This is a genomic window from Corynebacterium poyangense (genome assembly GCF_014522205.1).
Classification (GTDB): Bacteria; Actinomycetota; Actinomycetes; order Mycobacteriales; family Mycobacteriaceae; genus Corynebacterium; species Corynebacterium poyangense.
Map to the genome: position 1 here is coordinate 2,220,675 of NZ_CP046884.1, position 21,928 is coordinate 2,242,602.

The window sequence follows — 21,928 nt, forward strand, 5'->3', positions numbered from 1 at the left end:
TAATGCATAACTATGAGCTCGGGCGCTTCTGAAATTCAGAAAGTGGTTGCACTATTATTAGACCACCATCACCAATGAGCACCTTCCCTTGGCTGAGCGTATCCTCTAGAGCGGCGAATTCACCTTCGTAATAGGAAGGTTGCACAATGCGCTCCCCGATGAGTCCTTTAGCCGCCAACCAACTTTGCGGGCTGTGAGCACTAAGGGACCACTCTTGTTGCTGAGTTTCTTGGTTGCGAATCTCTAAAGATTGATGAGCCTGCCAGGAATTATCTTCTACAGAAAAGGGAATCTCGAGGGTGTCAGTAGATTCAGACGCTAGCTGGTAACGATACTCAGTAGTTCCGATGTGCAGAATCACCTCATCAATAGGGATACCGCAGGGATTAACAACAACGGAAACTTGATCATCTGCAGAGCGGGTAACACCGATGCGCCCACCGACTTCTCCTTTAGGAAGCGAGGGAGGGATGTACCGGGGTAGCGCTTCCCAAACAGCTAAGAAAAGGAGGAGACAAACTACCCCGATTAGAGTTTTCTTGCGCAGGTTCATCGCCACCACACTCCCCGGTACTGCTCCGGGCACTGTTGAAATTCTGCTAAGGGGATGAGTTTCCCACCTGACCAATCCACCCAGACATAGCCATCCTTAACTTTGTCTTTCATCGTGGAAAGATGTCCGCCCAATACCAGACCGTCTGTACTGAGAGAAGCCTTTTCCCAGCCATATGGGAGGGTTGTTCGATGAAGTGCTTGGATACTAACACCAGTAATGAAGAACTGGTTATCACCTTGAATACTAGGCTTGCTTTTATTTACCCGCCATTGACCAGTGGAGTCATGACCGGGATGAAAATCCACCGTGAAATAGTCCCTTTGGTTACTTGTAGTGTCACGAAGGAAAACTAGACCATCATTGTACACTTCGATCCGGTCAACAGGGATACCACAAGGATTCACTGCAATAGCAAGCGCGGAATTCTTCCCCGGAACCAGACCAACGTGACCTTTCGTATCATGCTGATTTATATAGAAAATACCGATGACAACCACAATCAGGACTATTACCCATGTGGTTTTTACTCCTTTTCCAGAACTCATCCTTCTTCGCACCGTGAAAACTCCTCTAGAGAGACTTCATGACTTGAATGAACATCTCCCAACCATACCTTGTTGATATGGAAATTTTTTACATAATCTTCATAATGACTGGGAAAATAGGACGGGTGGATAATCTTATCCCCTATCAATTCTCTATCTTGTAGCCAGCCGGGAGATTTTATAGCCAAAATTGCCCAGCCATCATATTCTGGTTTATCTGGGTCCTTATCTGTTTCTCTAGGTTTTTCTTCCCAAATATTTTTATCTCCCAGGGGAAGTTCCACTATTCCTTGGTAGGGGATTTCTGGTTGATGAATCAACCTTGTGCGTTCTTTTATTACCGCAATATCATCAATCTTCAACCCACAGGTATTAAGAAAAACAGTGGGTTGTTGAGCTTCATTGAGACCTATCCCTATCCTTCCTTTAACCTCACCCCGAGCCAGGTTAGGCAACACGACAACTGTCCATAGTTCCACCACCAGGAAAATTCCAAGAATTACGAACGCAATTTTAAGCAACTTTGCCCGGAAACTTTTTTTGGCCGTTGTCATCTTAACCACAATCCCCGGTATGTAGCCTTACAATGTTGAAACTCCTCTAGAGTCATAAGTTTTCTCTCAGCCGTGGGAATATCATATTCCCGCAGCTCACCCCGATCATTATTTCCAACCAGAACGTAACCTGGCTTAAGTTCTTCCTTGAGAGATTCAAAATCAGTATTAAACGAAGAACCTTTGGTATACAGTGATGGCGCAAACGGCCAATCTCCAGGGAAGAAGGTTCGACGATACCCGCGAATTACGGAATAAGATACGAGATATTGGATATGCTTCGGATCACCTGACCAATATAGAGCCCGGCTTTCCTCAGCCTCTGGAGAAAAAGTGAAATACGATGATCTCGCAAAATAGAATTGATACTCGCGGAAATCAAAACCATCGGAAACAGTCACATTGTCAACTGGTATCCCACAAGGATTTATCGCAATCTGCAACTCTCCCCTGTCATCAACAGTTAATCCAGCTAAACCCCTTGTTGACCCTATTGATCCATAAGCAACTAAAGAGGCAAATGAAGCAATTATTAAAATAGTCCAGAAAGCAGCCCTAGAGGATTTTACGCCGAAAAACTTAAGAATATCAACTATCGGTTCTTTGTAACCATTTGAGCGGTATTTCTTAATATTTTTCTCCTCCCTCATCTTGATCCTTTAGCTTTCGATATGGGAGGTCCAATGAGTTCCATGTCGAATCACTACGGCCTCATAATAGGTATTTCCCGTAATTTGACAATCATATCTTTCAAAAGCCCCAACCGGAGCGTCTGTTTGCTGACATACGGTTTTGAGATTTTGTTTAAATTGCCTATTACAGGCTGCATATGGCGTCCGATCCCCATGCGTACCTTTACGGTCTAAAGCCTCATAGCATAGGTCATGGATAGCACAGGGCCCGCGGAAATCAGCCCATTGCTTATCTGCAAATGGTGGATATCCGTCTGGAGAGGTAGTGCAGTAATCATGCAAAGATCGACGATTGGTATTAGGTGGATCATCTTTTGGAAATTGATCTTTATACTCTGGATGGTTAGGGTCTTCATAATATTTATAATTACTTGGTATTGGTACCGGGTTTTTACCGAGTGACCTAGTGGAACGCCACCCACTAATTTCCCTATTTCTGCTTGCTGCCCCAGGCATAGCATCCAGATTTAATAAACCTTGGCGTTTAAGGGAGTCAAGGAGAAGATTGCTGACCTCTTTTCCACCCAGTTCCGTAACCCCCCGCGAAGATATTTCTTCTGATAAGCGTATCGTTCCCTTTTCAAACTCCTGAGTAATATCTCCGTCGTGCTCAATGGGGTCTCCTACCGGGTAGCCATATTTCCCTTTCTCATAATCATTCTGCGCCCACACTTCATAGATTAGAGTTTTTACCTCGTGTGCTCCGAATTTCGGATGCCAATACACAGAACCAAATTGGAACACCGAATACCGCCCCACCCCATCGGGGGTTGCTGCTTCGTCAGCTATAGGAAAGCCGAGTTCGCTTCGGTGACCGCCGTGCTGTTGCCAGTACTCATAGATTTTCCCATTAACACTAGCGACCTGCTGCAAAGGGCTGCGATATACCCATCCACCTTGAAATTGCTGCACCCAACCACCAAGTTCACCTTCAAGTGGTGTAGTGCCTTCTAAAGGATACTCTCCCGTAACCGGGTAACCCAGCCATCCCGCTTCCCACCCATGCTTTGACCAGAGTGCCGCAGTTCTTGCACTAACAGCATGGGCACCAGTATCAGGGTGCCAGTAAATAAAACCATTACGGAATTTCTGACGGTACCCAATCCCGTCAGGATTGAGCATCATCGGTTCTTCTGGCCATAATAACCACCCTAAGGCACCATTCAACCGCGCGTACTCCCCAAGAATCCCGCCACAAACCTCATAAGGCGAGGGCCAAAAGGATTCACAACCGGGTGCGGCTCGCTCCCCTAAGCCACCGGATTCTTTAACTTCCGCAAAATCAGCCTTTTGCTTATCCACCCCTTCAATAAGTCCTTCTTTATCCGTCCGCATATTACCGGCCCGGATATCTTCCTGCGCAGGATGTGATACTCCTCGTTGAACCCAGTGCTGGTATTCCTCTAATTGCTGATCACTAAGTCCCCCTACACCATCTACCACTGGTGGGGTCACAGGATCCTGCTGAAATTGTTCAGCGTAATCTTGCGCCATATGGGAATCCACCACTGGAGGGGTATATTCCTTTTCCTCTGCTACCGCTACAGCTCCATATGAATAAACCCCCACTGTCGCCAACGATTTGAGCCACTTCATAACCCCTACCTTTCGCCGCAGTCTATTTAATGTGTCTATAGTAACATTACCGGCTATATATGTCACAACTCTCTTTTTTTCAACACCGGCGCCGTATAAAACCCCACCTGCTGCGCCTGTCACGGCGTAGCAGGTGGGGTTAAGAAAGCCAGGGGTTAGGTTATTCTGCTTGGGGTTGAGCACCTCCGCCTTGATGGTTGTCTCCACCGTGGTGAGGTTCACCGTAGCTAGAGCCTCGACCATAAGTCCCCGTTCCTTGGTTATCGGAGACGCTCGCTCCTTCTTCCCGGAGCCGCTCTAAATCCAAGTCACTAGCGGTGTCGCTTTCCGGAACATCACCGTCCGAGGCGTCGGCTACGTTTTTCACTGCCTCGGCAGCTTCAATAGACATTTCCCCTTCTTCAACTCCGTCCTCATCCCGTTTCTGCTGCGGGGTGAAGGTGAAGGTAGCGCGGTCAGTGTCCTTTGACTCCCCGTCCCAGCCGTCCACATCGACAAGGATCTTTTGACCTGCGGAAACTTCGTTGAAGAGGATCTTCTCACTGAGAGCGTCTTCAATTTCATGCTGAATAGTCCGACGCAGCGGCCGAGCACCCAATACCGGATCAAAACCGCGCTTAGCCAGCAGGTTCTTTGCCTTGGCAGTAAGTTCAATATCCATGTTCTTAGCCTTCAAGGCATTGCGCACGCGGCCTACCAGCAAGTCCACCATCTCTACGATTTGTTCCTGGGTGAGTTGGTGGAACACCACAATGTCATCAATACGGTTCAGGAACTCTGGCCGGAAGTGCTTCTTCAGCTCATCATGAACTTTCTGCTTCATCCGCTCATAGCGGGCTTCGGCATCTGTCTCAGTGGAACCGCTGAAGCCCATTCCCACTGCTTTAGAAATAGAGCCGGTCCCCAGATTGGATGTGAAGATAAGCACGGTGTTCTTGAAGTCCACCATGCGGCCTTGGCCATCGGTAAGACGCCCATCTTCCAACACCTGAAGCAAGGTGTTGTAAATCTCCTTATGAGCCTTTTCAATCTCATCAAAGAGGACTACCGAGAATGGTTTGCGTCGAACCTTTTCAGTAAGCTGACCGCCTTCTTCATACCCGACGTATCCGGGGGGCGCACCAAAGAGGCGGGAGGCAGTGAAGCGGTCATGGAATTCACCCATATCAATTTGGATGAGGGCGTCATCTTCGCCGAAGAGGAATTCCGCTAAAGCCTTGGACAGCTCGGTCTTCCCCACACCGGAGGGGCCAGCGAAGATGAAGGAACCAGAGGGGCGCTTCGGGTCTTTCAAACCGGCGCGGGTACGGCGAATAGCCCGTGACACCGCTTTCACAGCATCATCTTGACCAATGATCCGCTTGTGGAGTTCCTCCTCCATACGGAGTAGACGGCTGGACTCTTCCTCGGTGAGCTTGAAGACGGGGATCCCGGTCCAACTTCCCAGAACTTCAGCAATTTCTTCTTCACCGATTTCCGCGATGTCATCAAGTTCGCCAGAACGCCATTGCTTCTCTTTAGCGGCTCGTTCCTCATTGAGTTTGCGTTCCTGATCCCGCAGCCGCGCAGCCTTTTCAAAGTCCTGAGCATCAATGGTGGCTTCTTTTTCCTGGCGCACCTCCGCGATCTTTTCATCCAGCTTCCGGATCCCCTCAGGGGCGGTCATGCGTCGAATCCGCATCCGAGCGCCAGCCTCATCAATGAGGTCTACCGCCTTATCCGGCAGGAAGCGGTCATTGATATAGCGGTCTGAAAGGTTAGCAGCAGCAGCCAGCGCAGCATCACTAATAGAGACTCGGTGGTGAGCCTCATAGCGGTCTCGTAGCCCCTTGAGGATTTCAATAGTGAGTTCCACACTGGGTTCGGGGACCTGGACCGGCTGGAAGCGTCGCTCCAATGCCGCGTCCTTTTCAATGTGCTTGCGGTATTCATCCAAAGTGGTGGCACCAATGGTTTGCAATTCACCGCGAGCTAGCTTGGGTTTCAGCAAACTAGCTGCGTCAATGGCACCTTCAGCGGCACCGGCACCGACGAGAGTGTGGATTTCATCGATGAACAGGATGATGTCCCCGCGCTGATTAATCTCTTTAAGAACCTTCTTGAGGCGCTCTTCAAAATCGCCTCGATAGCGTGACCCAGCCACCAAAGAACCGAGATCAAGGGTATAAAGCTGCTTGTCTTTGAGGGTTTCTGGAACCTTGCCATTAACAATGTCCAGGGCCAACCCTTCTACCACGGCGGTTTTACCTACACCGGGTTCACCAATGAGCACCGGGTTGTTTTTGGTGCGCCGAGACAGCACCTGCATAACCCGCTCAATTTCCTTTTCCCGACCAACGACGGGGTCTAATTTTCCCTCTTTGGCTGCTTTGGTGAGGTTACGTCCAAACTGATCTAACACTAAAGAGTTGGAGCGATCCCCGGCGCCACCGCCGCCCATGCTGCGGCCGCGTCCACCACCTGCGCCAGCTCCGATGGGACCGCCACCTTGGTCCTGTTCGGCCTGGTTGCCCTCATAGCCAGAGAGTAGCTGAATCACCTGTTGGCGAACCCGAGGAAGATCGGCACCTAATTTCACTAAAACCTGCGCGGCCACGCCGTCGCCTTCTCGGATTAACCCGAGCAGGAGGAATTCAGTACCTATATACTTGTGGCCCATTTGCAGGCCCTCACGCAAAGAAAGCTCTAGCACCTTCTTAGCGCGCGGAGTAAAGGGGATATTGCCTTGGTGCGGCTGCGAGCCGTGACCAATAATTTCTTCTACCTCATGGCGTACTGCGTCGAGGGAGATGCCCATGGATTCCAGGGCTTTTGCGGCAACGCCTTCGCCTTCTTGGATCAAGCCCAATAAAATATGTTCGGTACCAATATAATTATGGTTAAGCATGCGCGCTTCTTCTTGCGCCAAAACGATGACGCGACGCGCACGATCGGTAAACCTCTCGAACATCGTCCTCAATACCCCTGTCTTTTATTGCTAGTTCTCAACTACCATAACGCCCCGCAGGGTCATCGCTTCCCTGTTTTCCTCCTTCTTGCTGCGAATAACAGGAAAAACTCCAGTTTAAGAGGGGTTTTTTGCACTGTACGCCGGTAGCGAACACGGGCGGCGGGGGTGGATTTTCACCCGAGTAGTTCTCCCCTCTCACTCTTTGCTCGTGGCTGTCATACTGCAGGTATGACTCGAATATTTTGTAATTCCTTAGGAAAAATCGACGCCCATCAGTTCCGGTCTGTCTTGGAGAATTGGAATCCTCCGGGACGAAACGGCTGCTTTAGGGATCTCTCAGATTCCTCCGATATAGGGGATCGAACATCCTGGGTCCAGATCTATCAGGCTCCGCATGTGGTGGCCTTCATCGAAACGTGGAATCACCCCATTGCACCAGAAAGCGCAGACATGGAGAATGGCTGGTCCCGTAATGAGGACTTCAGCTGCGCCGACCATATGGAAGAGTTGTTGTTGGTGTATAACTGCCCCGACGCCGATGCCGGCAGCGCTAAAATCACGTTTTTAGTCTCTCACCACGATGCTTTTGTCACCACCGGGGAATATTACGACGAGCTGTGTGATCTCCTCATGGACGCCGCAGACAACTAGCTCTTCCCACCCATGGTTTACTATCGGGAATTGTTTTCATTTATTTTCTGCTTTTCCCGGAGGAAACCATGCCTTCACCTCATCCCCTCGACGTCATCGTTATTGGTGCTGGGCCGGCGGGAATCGGCACGGCTCTTGCCTGCCAAGCTATCGACGGTATGACCGTAGGAGTGGTAGAAGCTGGAGAGATTGGTAATAGCTTTCTTCATTGGCACCACTGCCAAACCATGCTCACACCGTCCTTTACCAGCAACGGCTACGGAGCACTTGACCTCAACGCTATTCATCCGCTGACCTCTCCGGCTTTCACCCTGCACACGGACTATCCCACTGGGGAAGAATATGCCTTATACCTGCGCTCTCTGGTCAACTATTTTGAGCTTCCGGTACTCACCAACACCGAAGTCACCGCAATCACCGTGGATAAGGACGGTATTTTTCACCTCAACACTGCTCAAGGCCTAGCAGCTGCCCGGCACCTGGTATGGGCCGGTGGTGAATATCATCACCCGCTCTTGCCTCATATCCCAGGCCGAGATCACTGCGACCATTCCTCAAGCTTGCACGCCTGGGCCCGCCACGAGGGCAAGGGACATCGAATCGCCATTATCGGCGGCTATGAATCAGGCATCGAAATGGCCTGTCATCACGCCGAACACGGAATGCAAGTATGGCTTTTTGACGCTGCTCAACCCTGGGAAAATAACACCGCCGACCCATCAATATCCCTCGCCCCCCGAACCCGACGCAGACTAAAAGCAGCTCGCCAAAGCGGTTTGATCCACCCCATCGCTCACCGCGTGGACTTGGTGGAAAAGCAATCTGAGAACTACGTGGTCACTACGTCTCAGGGGCAGCAATACCAGGTGGATTATCGCCCCATCGCCGCTACCGGATACGGGGCTGGACTTGGCCCCACAGACCAGCTTTTTAAGCGTCGGGCCGACGGCTGGCCCCTAGTCACCGAAAACGATGAATCCACCATCACCCCTAACTTGTTCCTCAACGGCCCAGTACTACGACACAATCAGCGGCATTTCTGTTGTATCTATAAGTTCCGGCAACGCTGCGCCTACCTCGCAGAGATCATTGCCCAACGATTAGGCCACGACAGCTCCGGCCTTAACCCCTGGCGAGACAAGGGCATGATTATTGATGATCTGGACTGTTGCGGAACGGAGTGCACATGCTAGTGGTGCTCCAACCCCTCGCCATGCTGGTGGGCTACGCCGCGGGGTGGTTCTCACCCACCCTGAGCACCACCGCCTCAGAGGTGAGCGACTATCTCATCCTAGCGTTAGTGACCTGCCTTTTTGCTGCACTCCCCGGCAGGAATCATAACCTGTCGCGGCCTCGCCCTCGCATCATGGTGATTGCCTGGATAGGAAACTTCCTCATCATCCCGCTGATCGCTGCGCTGCTGACTCTTCTGGCGTGGCGCGCCGATGCCGACATCCGGCTTGGCTTAGCCATCTATATGCTCAGCCCCTGCACCGACTGGTTTTTAGGCTTCACCCGCCTGGCGCACGGCGATACCGCCACCGGTGCCGTCCTCATCCCACTCAATATGCTCAGCCAACTCCTGCTCTATCCGCTGTGGCTGATGATCTTTGGCGGACTGAAAATGTCCACCATCTTCTCCGAAATCCTGCCCACCTTAGGCCAATGGTTCTTCCTTCCGGCGGCGCTCGGTCTCATCATCCGAACTCTGCCCCAGGCTCGACGCCTAGCTGACCACCTCATCCCCTGGATCCTCGCCGCGCTCGTCGCCACCATTTTTTGCACCAATGCCGACACTATTCTGACTCACCCCACCCTCTTTGTGCTGGTTTTAGGGCTGGTCTTTACCTTCTTTGTCACCACCTACCAACTCGGAAAACACCTCTTCCGGCGACTAGGAGTGGATTACCAAGCAGAGGCCTTACTCACCATGACCACCTCCGCAAGAAACGCCCCACTCATGGTGAGCTTAAGTACTTTAGTCCTCCCCGACAGGCCTTTAGTGTTAGCGACATTAGTCTTAGGGATGCTGGTGGAATTTCCCCACCTGACTGTGGTTACTCGGCTGGTGTTGGGGCGTCGTCCGGGCGTCGCACAAAAAGTACCGCTACCAGAACTAGAATCGCGATAACACCGGCAACAGCAAACGCCACCTGCGTGCCATGAGACATTGCCTCAGGAAGAGAAACTCCAGACTCTAGAGCACTATTTTGTCCCAGGGTCATCATGGCAATCAAAAGCGCGGTGCCAGCTGCGCCAGCAAGCTGCTGCAAGGTATTCAATACTGCCGAACCGTGGGAATAGAGACGCTTAGGCAACGCTCCTAGGGCAGCGGTCATCATCGGTGTCATCACAAGTCCCATACCTAAGGCAACAAGTATATGGGACAGAATAATGAGGCTTAATTTCCCGCTAGGGACCACGAAAACAAAGGCCCAGACGCCGAGGCACAGCACCAAGGCTCCGGGGATGGCAAGGGGCCGAGGGCCATAGCGATCATAGAGACGTCCAATAAAAGGAGACATGAAACCTTGCAACAGCCCGCCAGGAAGCACCACTAAACCAGTAAGAATCTCACTTACATGCACAGAGCCTTGAAGATATAGAGGAAGCACCATAGAGACGCCGATGATCACCCCGAAACCACCCAGAATGGCGCACATCCCCAAGGTGAAATTACGCTCTTTAAGAACCCGGACATCAAGAAGCGGACCATAAGTAGTGACCAGTCGGAGCTGACGTAGAACGAAAACCGCCAGCAAAACTACGCCAGCAATACCAACGAAGACCGGGATCTTGTTCCCATGCTCTACCACTGCGCTTATGGAAGATAGAGCATAGACCAACCCACCGAAACCTAGAGCTGACAAAACTACCGAAAGAATATCCAGCGGGATACGGCGAACTTCGCCTACATTAACGAGCAGACGGAGCCCAGCAAAAAAGACCAGGATACCGAGCACCAGCATGATCCAGAACAACCAGTGCCAGGTAGCAAAGGACAAAATAAGTCCAGACAAAGTGGGCCCTACCGTGGGGGCAACCGCAATAGCAACAGTGATGATACCCATCACGCTACCTCGGCTGGACGGTTCAACAATTGTGAGGACCACCGTCATTAACAAGGGAATGATGATTGCGGTGCCTGCTGCTTGCAGGATACGCCCCACTAGTACCACCATGAAACCAGGAGCCAGAGCCGCAACGAAGGTTCCTACCAAAAAAAGAACCACAGAAGTGATGAAAATGGTGCGGGTAGGAAGAACCTGCTGAATATAACCGGTGACTGGAATGACGACCGCCATGGTGAGCATGAAGCCGGTACTGAGCCACTGAGCAATATCAGCCGAAAGGTGAAAATCAGCCATAATGGCGGGAAGAGCCACCGATAGCAGAGTTTCATTAAGAATCATGACTGTGGTGGCGGTGACCAGACAAGCGATTAATAAATTCGCTCTCTTTGAGTCCATGACCTGATTATTCGTATCCACAAAAACCTCTTTTCTCAAAACTCTGACATCTTAGAGGTTTTCTTCCGGTTTTCGTAAGTCAGGGCTCAAAAATAATGTCAGCCTCAGTCTTGAGAGGCTTCTCGACGCGCCTTGACCTGCTGAACTTGGGATTGAAGTTCTTTGATCTGGGCCCACTCTTCTGCCGAGAGATGGGGATCCAAACCGGCGGCTTCCAAGGCGGCGGCGGCAATTTCTCGATCCCGATCCACCAGCACCACCCCTACGCTATCGCGCAACCGGCCCCCCGTGCTTAACTCCACTTCAGCGATGAGACGGGCTTCTACGTCACCATCGCGCAAGGGGTCGAGGGTGGGGCGAGAAAGCTGAACAGAGTGTAGCTTCAGGTGTGGGCAAGCTGCGATGGTGTCGGCAAAAACGCGCAGCACGTGTTCCCGCCCTTGATCTGCAACAAAGGCCGCGGCAGTTAAGGCAGCAGATAAGCCTACGGCTTCTTCGCGAACATCCTGCGAGAGGCTCTGAGTAAGGCGGCTAAAGGCTAAACCATCATGATCGCGGATCACCGGGATAGCGTGTAGCCGCACCGGGATAACGAAGTCCGCGATCATCTGTTGGGTAGCAATCAGGAGCTCATAATCCCGCTCCCCTAGCACCACGTCAGTGCAAGACGTGGCATTCATCAGCCACATCAAGCGACACAACTCAGCAGAATCGACGGTGGTGAGCGAGGAATGCACCCGTGTCCTTAGCGCAGGCGGATCAGCTAGCAACAAGATTTCCGCTTTTTCGCGACGCAAGATAGCGGTTATCTCTGCCTCCCGATCTCCTTCTAGAGACTGATCCGGCATGGCCACCATAATGAGGGCGCGGGGCAAGGCTGCGGCGGCGCGGATTAGTTCTATATTTCCAGGATGTAGTTCTGGGCCGGTGGGCACCACGACGATCGGCCGGCCGGTAGTACGCAACGCCCGCGACACCTGGGCAACATCCGCAGCTGAATGATGAATCTGCAGTTCACCAGGGGTATAGCGAGAAGACTGAGGGCGGGTTGGCTGTTGATCACTCACGTCGCAAGCATAGCGATAAGCTAGGACCATGGATCCGAAGAATCGGCTTAATGAAGATGTTCAGCGCGTTCACCTGAATATTGAAAAGGTTCGGGGGCGGGGACCTCGCCTCAAAGATGAGCGAATCACTCTCGCCCATGGTGCAGGCGGGAAAGCCTCATCCGCCCTGGTAGAACAAGTCTTTTTAGCTGCCTACAGCTCAGCAGAACTTCGTGAATCCGAAGACGCCGCCATTCTTTCTGTCCCGCAAGGTAATCTAGCTTTTTCCACCGACTCTTACGTAGTTGATCCCATTATTTTCCCCGGCGGTTCCATCGGTGATTTGGCCATCAACGGCACCGTTAATGATCTTGCGGTGTCCGGAGCCCGACCAGAGGTGATTTCTGCAGCGTTTATCTTAGAAGAAGGATTAGAGATTGCTACTCTGCGGACTGTCGTCGCAGACATGCACGCTGCTGCCGAGCACGCTGGTGTTCGAGTGGTGACCGGGGATACCAAAGTAGTGCCACGAGGTCACGGTGACGGGGTTTATATCACGACCGCCGGGGTAGGAATCATTCCCGAAGATCGTCAGGTAGGCGCTCAGCTAGCGCAGATGGGAGACCGGATTATTTGTTCCGGACCGATTGCCGATCACGGTATGGCAGTGATGATGGCTCGTGGTGACTTAGCCATCCAAGCCCCCATCGAATCTGATACCCGGGCTATTAATCACGGGGTGGAGGCCCTGTGGAAAGCAAGTCCTCATACTCGGTGGCTTCGAGACGCCACCCGCGGCGGAGTAGCAACCGTCATGAATGAATTTGCCCGGTTATCTGGTTATGGCGTGGCTCTAGAGGACCGCTATATCCCAGTACGTGATATGACCCGTGCCGCCTGCGACATGTTAGGGATTGATCCCCTGTATGTCGCTAATGAAGGAACATTCCTGGCAGTGGTTCCAGAGGAAGAAACATCCGCCGGTATAGCCGCCCTGAATGCATCAGGATTCCCGGATGCTTGCACCATCGGCCGGGTTGTAGAATCCCCTGCTTCTCAGGTTGTCCTCATTACTGGTTTCGGCGGGACCCGCATGGTGGACATGCTGGTCGGTGACCCTCTCCCCCGGATTTGCTAATCACTGCAAGCCACTAGCCCTCAGCGCAGCCCGTCCGGCAACCACCTGCCCTAAGGAGATTCCACCGTCATTAGGCGGCACTATATGGTGTTGATATAGCTCTAACCCTGCCGCCGATACCTTCTTTGTCAGTTCTGTCACGAGAATCCGGTTAATGGCGCACCCCCCGCTAAGCCCCACCGACTGAAGGTTGAGACGTCGCGCGGTACGGATTATGGGTTCTGAGATTATTTTTGCTACCTGATGGAGAAAAAATGATGCGGTAGCGGCGTCTTTCGGCAAGCCAACCAGGAGCTGAAATAGCTCTGGGAAAGAACGAACTTGAGGATAACGGGAGTTCAGCAGGAGGTCTTTGTCTCCCGCCGCGCGGGTAGCGAGAGATTCCAGGTACATGGCTGCCTCTCCCTCAAAGCTTTGCTCCTGGATAAGACCTAAAAGCGCCGCGCCGGCGTCGAGCACTCTTCCCAACGAAGTACACCGCACCTGGTCAGTCCGCAGTTGGGACTCGACAAGTGCTGCCTCTTCTACCGAAACCCCAGGCGGCAAAGCTACATCCACGTTCCAGGCGTGGCGAATCCCAGCGAGAATACGCCACGGGAAACGCACCGCCCGATCCCCGCCAACAAGAGGGAACTCAGGGACCAAGGGCGTTCTTTCCCACTGCTGCCGATCCTCATGCACGGCAATTAATTCCCCACCCCAGATGGTGCCATCAGTGCCATAACCGGTCCCATCCAAGGTGGCTACCAATGCCGCGCCCCGATGATGGTGCTCCGCCACCAAACTCAAAGCGTGAGCAACATGATGTTGGAGTCTCAGCAACGGAACATCATGGTCCTGGCAATAGCGTTCAGCCCACGTGGTGGTGGCATAACCGGGGTGAAGATCACACACCACAAGATCCGGCGTGGAACCACGCATCTTTGTTAATTGCTCTACCGCGCGTTCAAAAGCCTGTTGAGCCGCCCACGACCCCATATCCCCGTTATGGGAAGAAATATGCGCTAAATCATCCACGGCTAAGGCAAACGTATTCTTCAGTTCCCCACCGACTCCCAGGACCGTTGATCCAGTCCCTAAATCCTTAGGTAAAGGAATAGGTAAGGGAGCATACCCGCGGGCTCGACGCACCGGAATCGGGCTGGTGTTTCCCTCGGCACTGCGCAGCACGGAATCCTCAACTGGGAGATGAATCCCCCGGTCATGGAGGAGGAAAGCATCACATAAGGGGGCCAAAGCGGTGCGGGCTGTGTCATTGTCCCAACAAATCGGTTCTCCGCCAACATTGCCAGAGGTGGCAACTACCGGACTATCCACCAGCAAATGATGAATGGGGGTATAGGGCAACATGATGCCAAGTTCATGAAGGCCGGGAGCAATTTCTGGCGCTACACCGTGATCCGAAGCCATGTCTACCAACACAATGGGGTGGGCTGGGGACTCTAGCAGCTCAGCTGTCTGGCGATCAACCCGGCAGATACGTCGCGCAGAGGACAAATCCGGAACCATGAGTGCAAAGGGTTTAGCCGGTCGCTTTTTTAAGGTGCGCAACCTCGCAACAGCCTCAGAATTAGTGGCATCACATAAAAGATGAAAACCACCTAAACCTTTGACGGCGAGGATGCCTCCCTCATGGATGATCCCTCGGGCATGGTCAAGCACCTCATCGGTGGATCGGTGCAGATCAACCGGAACACCAGAAGAATTTTCTAGCCATAACCTCGGTCCACAGTCCGGACAACTAATGGGTTGTGCATGGTAACGACGATCTTGAGGATCCGAATACTCCTGCGCGCACTGCGGACAGAGGGGGAAATCACGCATGGTGGTGGCCGGGCGATCATAGGGTAGATCCTCAATGATTGATAACCGTGGACCACAATTTGTGCAGGTGATGAAGGGGTAGCGGTATCGGCAATTCTGGGGATCACGCATCTCTGCAAGACAGTCTGGGCAGGTGGCCACATCCGGTGGAATTAGGGTACGAGCCCCCGGACGGTGCCGAGAAGGCAGAATGACAAATTCGGTGGGGACCGGGGTAGGCACTGCCAAGGAAGACTTTTCCTCATCAATGATGACTGCCAAAGGTGGCAGGTTAGTGAGTAGATGATGCCGAAAGCTCTCCACCCTCGGAGCTGGACCAAAGCAACGGATGAACACTCCGGAATCATCATTGGAGCACTCCCCCACAATCTGCTCTTCTTGAGCTATTCGAGCCACATGGGGGCGAAAACCTACTCCTTGGACCACACCACGCAGCCGTAGTTGGAGACCTACCCAATCCGAAGCACCCATAATCGCGATGATAGTGAGACTTTAGCTACGCTTGGTGAGCGTGCATGAAGTGGCACTTTCAGAACAACTAGCCCAGGTGGTTAGACGCGCCGCCTGCGGGCGAAAAGTTGTGAGCGTTCACCTGAAAATTGGGGCCTTAAGGCAAGTGATTCCAGAAACTCTCACCTATGCCTGGATTTTCACCACCGCTAACACTGCACTTGAACATGCACGGTTAGAGATTGAGTGGGTGCCGGGACAACTGCGCTGCCCTGAGGGGCATGAATCCCTCATGCAGGGGGAGTTCGACGTCCACTGCCCAGTGTGCGGCACAGTCAGCCGTATTATCGGCGGCGAAGAGTTCACTGTCGTCGATATTGAGGTTGCAGCTAGAGAAGAAGCTGCACCGGGGCAGTGCGCCGGGCACCCTGATGAGGAAGGACAACAGCATGGGTCGTTTCCACCGCCATGATGATGGCAGCATTCATAAACACCACACTCACCACGCTCATGATGGGGAACATAGCCACCCGAATCACGATCATGGAGACCACTCCGGATATGAGACTGGGCGGGAAAGGATTAGCGTTTTAGAAGATATTTTCCACGAGAATGATCATTGCGCTGAAGAAAATAGGGCAGCGCTGGACCGCTACGGTGTTCACTGCATTAACGTGATGAGCTCACCGGGTGCCGGGAAAACAGAACTTCTGGTTCAGACCTTGAAGGCTTTGTCGGGAGAATTTCGGGTGGGGGTGGTGGAAGGCGATATTGAAACATCCATGGATGCTGATCGCCTCAACGGCCTCGGCGCCCAGGTTTCCCTACTCAACACCGGCAATGGATTTGGCGGTGAATGCCACCTGGATGCACCCATGGTACACCGGGCCTTGAAGAACTTGGATCTTTCTCAGCTGGATCTGCTCCTCGTTGAAAACGTCGGAAACCTGGTGTGCCCTGCGGAATTTGAGGTGGGAGAGCACCGAAAAGCCATGGTTTATTCCCTTACTGAGGGCGAGGATAAACCCCTGAAATACCCCGTGATGTTCCGCTCAGTAGGGGTTGTTGTCATTAATAAGATGGATCTGCTTCCACACTTGGATGTGGATGTGGAGTTGTTCCGGAAGAATCTGCGGCAAGTGAATCCGGACTGCGAGGTGATTGAGCTTTCCGCTAAAACTGGTGAGGGGATAGAAGAATGGCTGAGATGGGTTAAAGCTGGCATTCCCATGCCCTTAGCTCCTAAGGATTAAGAACTAAAGTCAGGCTTAGCTTTTACCCCCAATAACGGGGGTAAACCTCAGTTTGCTTTTCGGAGCAGTCTCTCAGCTCGCTGTTAGGCTCGCGAGTGTACTACCCCATTTTTTCATGAAGGACACCGAGCCGTGAGCCTGGGATCATTATGGAAGAGCGGAAACCTCCGCGAGAACCTTAAAGCACGGGGCTTTGCCCGTCGAGATTTTCTCAAAATGTGTGGAGCCTTAGCCTCGGTGTATGCGGTAGGCTCCCCCGCCCTCGCCGCTACCGGGGGATTTGAAGCCCAAGCAGCAGATATCGAAGAGAAAATAGGCAATATCACCAAACCCAATGTGGTATGGCTCCAGCTCCAGGAATGCACCGGGTGCATGGAGTCCGTTCTGCGAAGCGGCGGCACCACCATCGAAGAGATGGTGCTGAAACTACTCAGCGTTAACTACAACGAGTTAGTTATGGCTGCGGCTGGCCACGCAGCGGATAAGGCCATGGAGGAGGTCAATAAGGAAGACCACATCCTGGTTGTTAATGGCTCAGTTCCGGTAAAGGAAAATGGCGTTTATTGCATGATCGGCGGGAAAACAGCCGAACAAGTGTTGCGGGATGCGGCGAAAAACGCCAGTGTGATCCTCGCCGTGGGAGCGTGCGCGGTTTATGGGTCGGTTCAGGCAGCTCGTCCTAACCCCACCGGCGCCGTCGGGGTGGATGAAATTATCACCGATAAACCAGTCATCAATGTCTCCGGCTGCCCGCCTATCGGCGATGTCATCACCGCCACAATTGCTTATCTTCTCACCCACGGGAAAGCCCCCGAGGTCGATGCTGAAGGTCGCCCACTTTTTGCCTACGACCAGAGGATTCACGACTCCTGCCCGCGTCGAGCTCACTATGACGCCGGCCAATTTGTCCGCACCTTTGATGATGCTGGTGCTCGTAATGGGTGGTGCCTTTATAAAGTCGGGTGCAAGGGGCCGTCAACGTTCAGTCCCTGCCCCATCATTCAATGGAATTTGCGAAGTGGCTGGCCCATCGGCCAAGGCCACCCCTGTATTGGCTGTACCGAAAAAGACTTCTTCGATAGGTTTACCCCCTTCTATGATGTTTTGCCCGACGTCCGCGGGGTCGGGATCGAAGCCTCCGCAGAGAAAGTTGGCTGGGGGCTGTTGGGAGCTGCTGCCGCAGGCGTAGCAGTCCACGGCGCCGTGACGTTAGGGAGAACAATCCCGGTTCGCGGCAAACGCCACGAAGATGAATCCGGAAATCTCTTAGCTGCTTTCGGTGATGAGGTACCAACGCAGGCCCATCAGAGCCAGGCCGCTGAATCGGCTGAGCCGACACAAGACAAGGAGCAATAACCATGGCGGAGAGGCTCGTCGTAGACCCAATCACCAGGATTGAAGGGCATCTGCGGATCGAAGTAGAACATGAGAACGGCCGCATCAAGGACGCCTGGTCAGAGACCACCCAATACCGCGGCATCGAAACCATTGTGGAGGGACGCGACCCTAGAGATGTGTGGGCTTTCGTGGGAAGAATCTGCGGAGTGTGCACCGGCACCCACTCAGTAGCTAGCGTCACCGCAGTAGAAGACGCCATAGGTTCCCATCCCCCCACCCAAGCACGGCTTATCCGGGACATCGTAAACGCCGCCCAGGAAAGCCACGACCATGTGGTTCACTTCTACCATCTGCACGCCCTGGACTGGGTAAACGTGGTGTCCGCGGCTCAAGCCGACCCACGCAAAGCAGTAGAGTTTGCCCACTCCATTGGCTCCACGTGGAAGGGAAATAGCGTCGAGCGTTTTACCGAAGTCAAAAACACCGTTCAAGGCCTCTTAGACTCTGGTCAGCTCTCTATTTTCACCGGCGGTTATTGGGACCACAAGGATTATCGCTTACCGCCTGAAGCCAACTTAATGGCCGTTGCGCACTATCTTGATGCCTTGCAATTCCAACGCAGCATTATCCGAATTGTGACGGTTTTTGGCGGCAAGAACCCACACCCCAATTATCTAGTGGGTGGGATGGCGTGCTCCATCGATCCGAATAAATCCGAAACGTTCAACCAGGTGCATCTAGATCAGGTTAAGGCTTGGGCTGAAGAAATCCGCGAGTTTATTGAGGGGTGTTACTACCCCGACGCGGTGGCGATTATGTCTGTCTATTCTGACTACTTCTCCATTGGAAAATCCTCCGATACCTTCCTCGCGGTAGGAATGGCAGGGACGACGTATGCCGGAACCCCGGATCACGAGGCGGTATCGAGTGTGCATCCGGAAGTGAAGCCCGGAGTGATTTTTCAAGGCGACTATTCCAAACTTCAACCCCTCGATCCAGCAAAAATCCGAGAATACATTTCTTCTGCATGGTTTAGCTATGGGGAGGGGCACGACGATGACGGGTTACCGCCTGCTGAAGGAGAAACCCTGCCCAAGTACACCGGGCCGAAGCCACCCTATACCTGGCTTGCCGATGCAGAAGATGGGCGATACACCTGGTCAAAGGCTCCGCGCTATGATGGCCAAGCGGTCCAGGTTGGTCCTCTGGCTCGGGTGTTAGTGGCTTATCTCCAATCCGAGAAGAAAACAAAATCTCTCGTTGATGGGGCTTTGAAGAAACTCAATATCCGTGTTCCTGACTTGAATTCCACGGGTGGACGGACCCTCGCCCGCGCGGTGGAGGCCGTCACCACTGCTGAAGCATTGTGCGATGTATTGATTCCGACGTTCACGAAGAACCTCGCTAATGGTGACATCAACGTTTTTGACGCCTCCCGATGGGATCCCGCCTCGTGGCCGCAAGATTGCCAAGGCTTTTCCATGGTGGAGGTTGCTCGCGGCTGTCTGAGCCATTGGATCCACATCCGCGACGGCAAGGTCTTTAACTATCAGGCTGTTGTGCCAACTACCTGGCTGGCTGGGGGGAGAGACCCTAAAGGTCAACGTGGTCCCTATGAGGAAGCCTTGCGTAACCACCCGTTGGCTGATCCTGAACAACCCCTGGAAATCTTGCGCACCATTCACTCCTTTGACCCCTGTATGTCCTGCGCGGTCCATGTGCTTGACCCAGAGGGCGAGAAAATCCATGAGGTGATGACCCAATGACAGCTCCGACGGCAGAGCGACGCAGCGGGACAGTGGTGCGCCCGGTGCGGGCGTATTCTGCTAGTCACCTAAGTTCCGGCGAGTTGCTTCAGCTCGCTGCCACGATTCCGGAATTAGCAACCCACGACCCGGTGGATTCAGCGTTGCTAGCTTCTTTGGAAACGAACGCCCCGGAACTTCAGCCCCAGATTGCTCAGGAGTTTGATCCCGCCCGGCCGGATCGGCGCTATTCCCTAGCACGAAGCGGCGATCTGGTGATTATGCGCGGGGATTTAGAGGCGGTGTTGGAAAAATCCCAGCTGTCGGGGAAAGAAAAAGCCGCGTTGGTGCGACATGCCCGGAGCCATCGGCGTCGAGGACAACGACTTTTAGGGGTGGCTACCGCCAAAGCTGCCGGAGAAGCCCAAGAGGGAACGGCGCTAAAAGCGTCGGACAACTTTGCCCTACAAGGCTTTATTGCCCTGAGCTTGGAAAGCCGCTCCAAAGCCGAACGCGTGGCCGCACATAATCAACCACAATGGGTCCGGGTGCCGCTATGGCCCCTCTCCATTAGGGTTCTGCACTGGCTCAACGTGTTTTTCATCGTGACACTGTCAGTTTCCGGGTACTACATCATGAACCCGGCCTGGCTTCCAGCGCCCCCTCCTGTCCCCGATGAAAGCGGATTTACCTTTGGCTGGGTGCGCCTTATCCACTTTGTAGCCGCAACCGGCTGGCTAACCATGGGACTTTCCCGCGTATGGCTCTGGTTTTTCTCCCGCCACAAGCAACTCCGCTGGCGAGCCATGTGGCCCCTCGACTCCAAGGAATCTTTCCGCGGCCTGTGGGGCACTATCCGGCACTACGCGTTCTTAGACAAAGAAGGCCCTCTCTACATAACCCATAACCCGCTACAGCAACTCTCCTACACCGGGCTTTATGCTCTCTGCATCATTCAAATGGGTACCGGCCTAGCGCTCTTTGGGCTGTATAACCAATACAACGGTATCTGGCGGATGCTGGCCTATCCTATTCACTGGATCGGAGTTCCCGAAGTCCGACTCATCCACACCGTGTTGATGTACGTGATTTGGGCTTTCGTGATTATCCACATCTATTTGGCGGTGCGTGCCGATACCCTGGAGCGTCATGGTGGCGTTTCTTCCATGATTAGTGGAGCTGTCTGGTTACGACGAGGTGCTCAACCAGTTGATGGGCCACGCGTTGACTAGTACCACTGAGAAACGCTGCATTACCGTCTTAGCGGTTGGAAATCCCATTTTGCACGATGATGGCACGGGGCAGGCTATCTTGGCTTCTCTTCAGAATCAGCCTCAGGACTGCTGGCAGCCTAAATCCCAAGACCACAGGTCACCGGGCTCCATGTCGGCACCTTCCCAGCATCCGCACTATCCAGACGTTCACTTTATTGATGGCGGCATCTCCGGGATGGAATTGCTACCCATTATTCAAGACGCCTCCCATCTTCTGATTCTGGACGCCATTGCCGGATCTCAACCCGGAACCGTAGTGAGCTTAGAAGGCGATCAGATCCCCCGGTTGCGTCGAGCTAAACTATCGCCCCACCAGGTGGGACTGTTGGATTTACTGTCCGCCACGCGTCTCATAGGTGGAGAACCTCAGCAGGTGGCTGCCGTAGGAATTGTGCCAGACCGCCTGGATCCTGGGGTGGGGTTGAGCAATCCGGTACGCAGTGCTTTGCCGGACGCCACCGACGAAGCACGACGTATTTTGCAGGGATGGCTCTCCGCTACTCCACATCAATATGTTTGATGTGGAATTCCCGGCCATGCCGCAGATCTGCGGTCGGAGTACCGCACACCGGGCAGCGCAGATCAAAGAACTCATCTATTTCTTGCTCACGGTGACAGTGCGGGCACCACACCGTTGCCGGGATGATGGTCAGGTCCAAGGCCGCCTCCGCGCAGCAGCTATCCAGCCGTGCAATGGGCCAGGCTCCGTCGAGCGCCTCGGGAACTGCCCCGCTTCGAGTACCCACGTTCAGGGCCACGGCAATTACCCGACGTCCCTGAGCGACCTCAGAAACCGCATCTACTACCCCACTCAGCAAGCCCAGTTCATGCATAACTTCTATTATG

General features: G+C 53.3%; 20 protein-coding genes. 10 read left to right on the top strand and 10 right to left on the bottom strand.

The features are described from left to right. Positions 1–10 precede the first annotated feature (10 nt). The 6 genes from GP475_RS10560 to GP475_RS10585 all read right to left on the bottom strand — a co-directional run bounded on the left by GP475_RS10560 (position 11) and on the right by GP475_RS10585 (position 6,893). A complete protein-coding gene (locus GP475_RS10560) occupies positions 11–586 on the bottom strand; it encodes a hypothetical protein (protein ID WP_187974326.1) in 576 nt (191 codons plus the stop codon). Further along, entirely contained in the window at positions 550–1,101 is a 552-nt protein-coding gene (locus GP475_RS10565) for a hypothetical protein (protein ID WP_187974327.1), read from the bottom strand. The genes GP475_RS10560 and GP475_RS10565 overlap by 37 nt, the downstream gene beginning before the upstream one ends. Beyond that, positions 1,098–1,655, bottom strand: a complete 558-nt coding sequence (locus GP475_RS10570; protein ID WP_187974328.1) for a hypothetical protein — start codon at positions 1,653–1,655, stop codon at positions 1,098–1,100. The genes GP475_RS10565 and GP475_RS10570 overlap by 4 nt, the downstream gene beginning before the upstream one ends. Beyond that, complete coding sequence (locus GP475_RS10575; protein ID WP_187974329.1) at positions 1,652–2,305, bottom strand: hypothetical protein; 654 nt, start codon at positions 2,303–2,305, stop codon at positions 1,652–1,654. Before GP475_RS10575 ends, GP475_RS10570 begins: the two co-directional genes overlap by 4 nt. Before the next feature lie 9 nt (positions 2,306–2,314). Further along, a complete protein-coding gene (locus GP475_RS10580; protein WP_187974330.1) occupies positions 2,315–3,943 on the bottom strand; it encodes a hypothetical protein in 1,629 nt (542 codons plus the stop codon). A 160-nt stretch (positions 3,944–4,103) separates the two neighbouring features. Then, positions 4,104–6,893 carry an ATP-dependent Clp protease ATP-binding subunit gene (locus tag GP475_RS10585; RefSeq protein ID WP_187974331.1) on the bottom strand — a complete coding sequence of 930 codons (2,790 nt, stop codon included), beginning with the start codon at positions 6,891–6,893 and terminating at the stop codon, positions 4,104–4,106. Positions 6,894–7,121: 228 nt separating this feature from the next. Between GP475_RS10585 and GP475_RS10590 the strand changes: the two genes are divergently transcribed. The 3 genes from GP475_RS10590 to GP475_RS10600 all read left to right on the top strand — a co-directional run bounded on the left by GP475_RS10590 (position 7,122) and on the right by GP475_RS10600 (position 9,675). Next, complete coding sequence (locus tag GP475_RS10590; RefSeq protein ID WP_187974332.1) at positions 7,122–7,544, top strand: hypothetical protein; 423 nt, start codon at positions 7,122–7,124, stop codon at positions 7,542–7,544. 68 nt (positions 7,545–7,612) lie between these two features. After that, positions 7,613–8,737, top strand: coding sequence for an NAD(P)/FAD-dependent oxidoreductase (locus GP475_RS10595; protein ID WP_187974333.1), 1,125 nt, complete (start codon positions 7,613–7,615; stop codon positions 8,735–8,737). Beyond that, positions 8,731–9,675: an arsenic resistance protein gene (locus GP475_RS10600; RefSeq protein ID WP_187974334.1), complete on the top strand. Its 945-nt coding sequence runs from the start codon at positions 8,731–8,733 to the stop codon at positions 9,673–9,675. Before GP475_RS10595 ends, GP475_RS10600 begins: the two co-directional genes overlap by 7 nt. Here GP475_RS10600 and GP475_RS10605 read toward each other — a convergent pair. Further along, a complete protein-coding gene (locus GP475_RS10605; RefSeq protein ID WP_187974335.1) occupies positions 9,602–11,014 on the bottom strand; it encodes a DHA2 family efflux MFS transporter permease subunit in 1,413 nt (470 codons plus the stop codon). The two genes, GP475_RS10600 and GP475_RS10605, sit on opposite strands and share 74 nt — an antisense overlap. 104 nt (positions 11,015–11,118) lie before the next feature. Beyond that, positions 11,119–12,081, bottom strand: coding sequence for a pantoate--beta-alanine ligase (locus GP475_RS10610; RefSeq protein WP_187974336.1), 963 nt, complete (start codon positions 12,079–12,081; stop codon positions 11,119–11,121). 28 nt (positions 12,082–12,109) lie between these two features. Between GP475_RS10610 and hypE the strand changes: the two genes are divergently transcribed. Further along, on the top strand, positions 12,110–13,198 hold the full coding sequence (gene hypE, locus GP475_RS10615; RefSeq protein ID WP_187974337.1) for a hydrogenase expression/formation protein HypE: 1,089 nt from the start codon (positions 12,110–12,112) through the stop codon (positions 13,196–13,198). Here the strand turns inward: hypE and hypF are convergent, their stop codons facing one another. Beyond that, positions 13,199–15,493 carry a carbamoyltransferase HypF gene (gene hypF / locus GP475_RS10620; RefSeq protein WP_187974338.1) on the bottom strand — a complete coding sequence of 765 codons (2,295 nt, stop codon included), beginning with the start codon at positions 15,491–15,493 and terminating at the stop codon, positions 13,199–13,201. Between the two features lie 40 nt (positions 15,494–15,533). On the opposite strand from hypF, the gene GP475_RS10625 reads away from it, so the two are divergent. The 6 genes from GP475_RS10625 (at position 15,534) to GP475_RS10650 (ending at position 21,602) form a co-directional block, all read left to right on the top strand. Further along, positions 15,534–15,944 (top strand): hydrogenase maturation nickel metallochaperone HypA, encoded by a 411-nt coding sequence (locus GP475_RS10625; protein ID WP_187974339.1) that lies wholly within the window; start codon positions 15,534–15,536, stop codon positions 15,942–15,944. Further along, positions 15,922–16,725 (top strand): hydrogenase nickel incorporation protein HypB, encoded by an 804-nt coding sequence (hypB, locus tag GP475_RS10630; RefSeq protein ID WP_187974340.1) that lies wholly within the window; start codon positions 15,922–15,924, stop codon positions 16,723–16,725. The genes GP475_RS10625 and hypB overlap by 23 nt, the downstream gene beginning before the upstream one ends. 132 nt (positions 16,726–16,857) lie before the next feature. After that, on the top strand, positions 16,858–18,081 hold the full coding sequence (locus GP475_RS10635) for a hydrogenase small subunit (RefSeq protein WP_187974341.1): 1,224 nt from the start codon (positions 16,858–16,860) through the stop codon (positions 18,079–18,081). A 2-nt stretch (positions 18,082–18,083) separates the two neighbouring features. Further along, the gene (locus GP475_RS10640) at positions 18,084–19,829 is read left to right on the top strand and encodes a nickel-dependent hydrogenase large subunit (RefSeq protein WP_187974342.1); all 1,746 of its coding nucleotides are present in this window, start codon (positions 18,084–18,086) and stop codon (positions 19,827–19,829) included. Beyond that, a complete protein-coding gene (gene cybH, locus GP475_RS10645) occupies positions 19,826–21,040 on the top strand; it encodes a Ni/Fe-hydrogenase, b-type cytochrome subunit (RefSeq protein WP_187974343.1) in 1,215 nt (404 codons plus the stop codon). Before GP475_RS10640 ends, cybH begins: the two co-directional genes overlap by 4 nt. Continuing rightward, on the top strand, positions 21,021–21,602 hold the full coding sequence (locus GP475_RS10650) for a HyaD/HybD family hydrogenase maturation endopeptidase (RefSeq protein ID WP_187974344.1): 582 nt from the start codon (positions 21,021–21,023) through the stop codon (positions 21,600–21,602). The genes cybH and GP475_RS10650 overlap by 20 nt, the downstream gene beginning before the upstream one ends. Here GP475_RS10650 and GP475_RS10655 read toward each other — a convergent pair. Next, complete coding sequence (locus tag GP475_RS10655) at positions 21,580–21,915, bottom strand: hydrogenase maturation nickel metallochaperone HypA/HybF (RefSeq protein WP_187974345.1); 336 nt, start codon at positions 21,913–21,915, stop codon at positions 21,580–21,582. The genes GP475_RS10650 and GP475_RS10655 overlap by 23 nt on opposite strands. Positions 21,916–21,928: the final 13 nt, after the last annotated feature.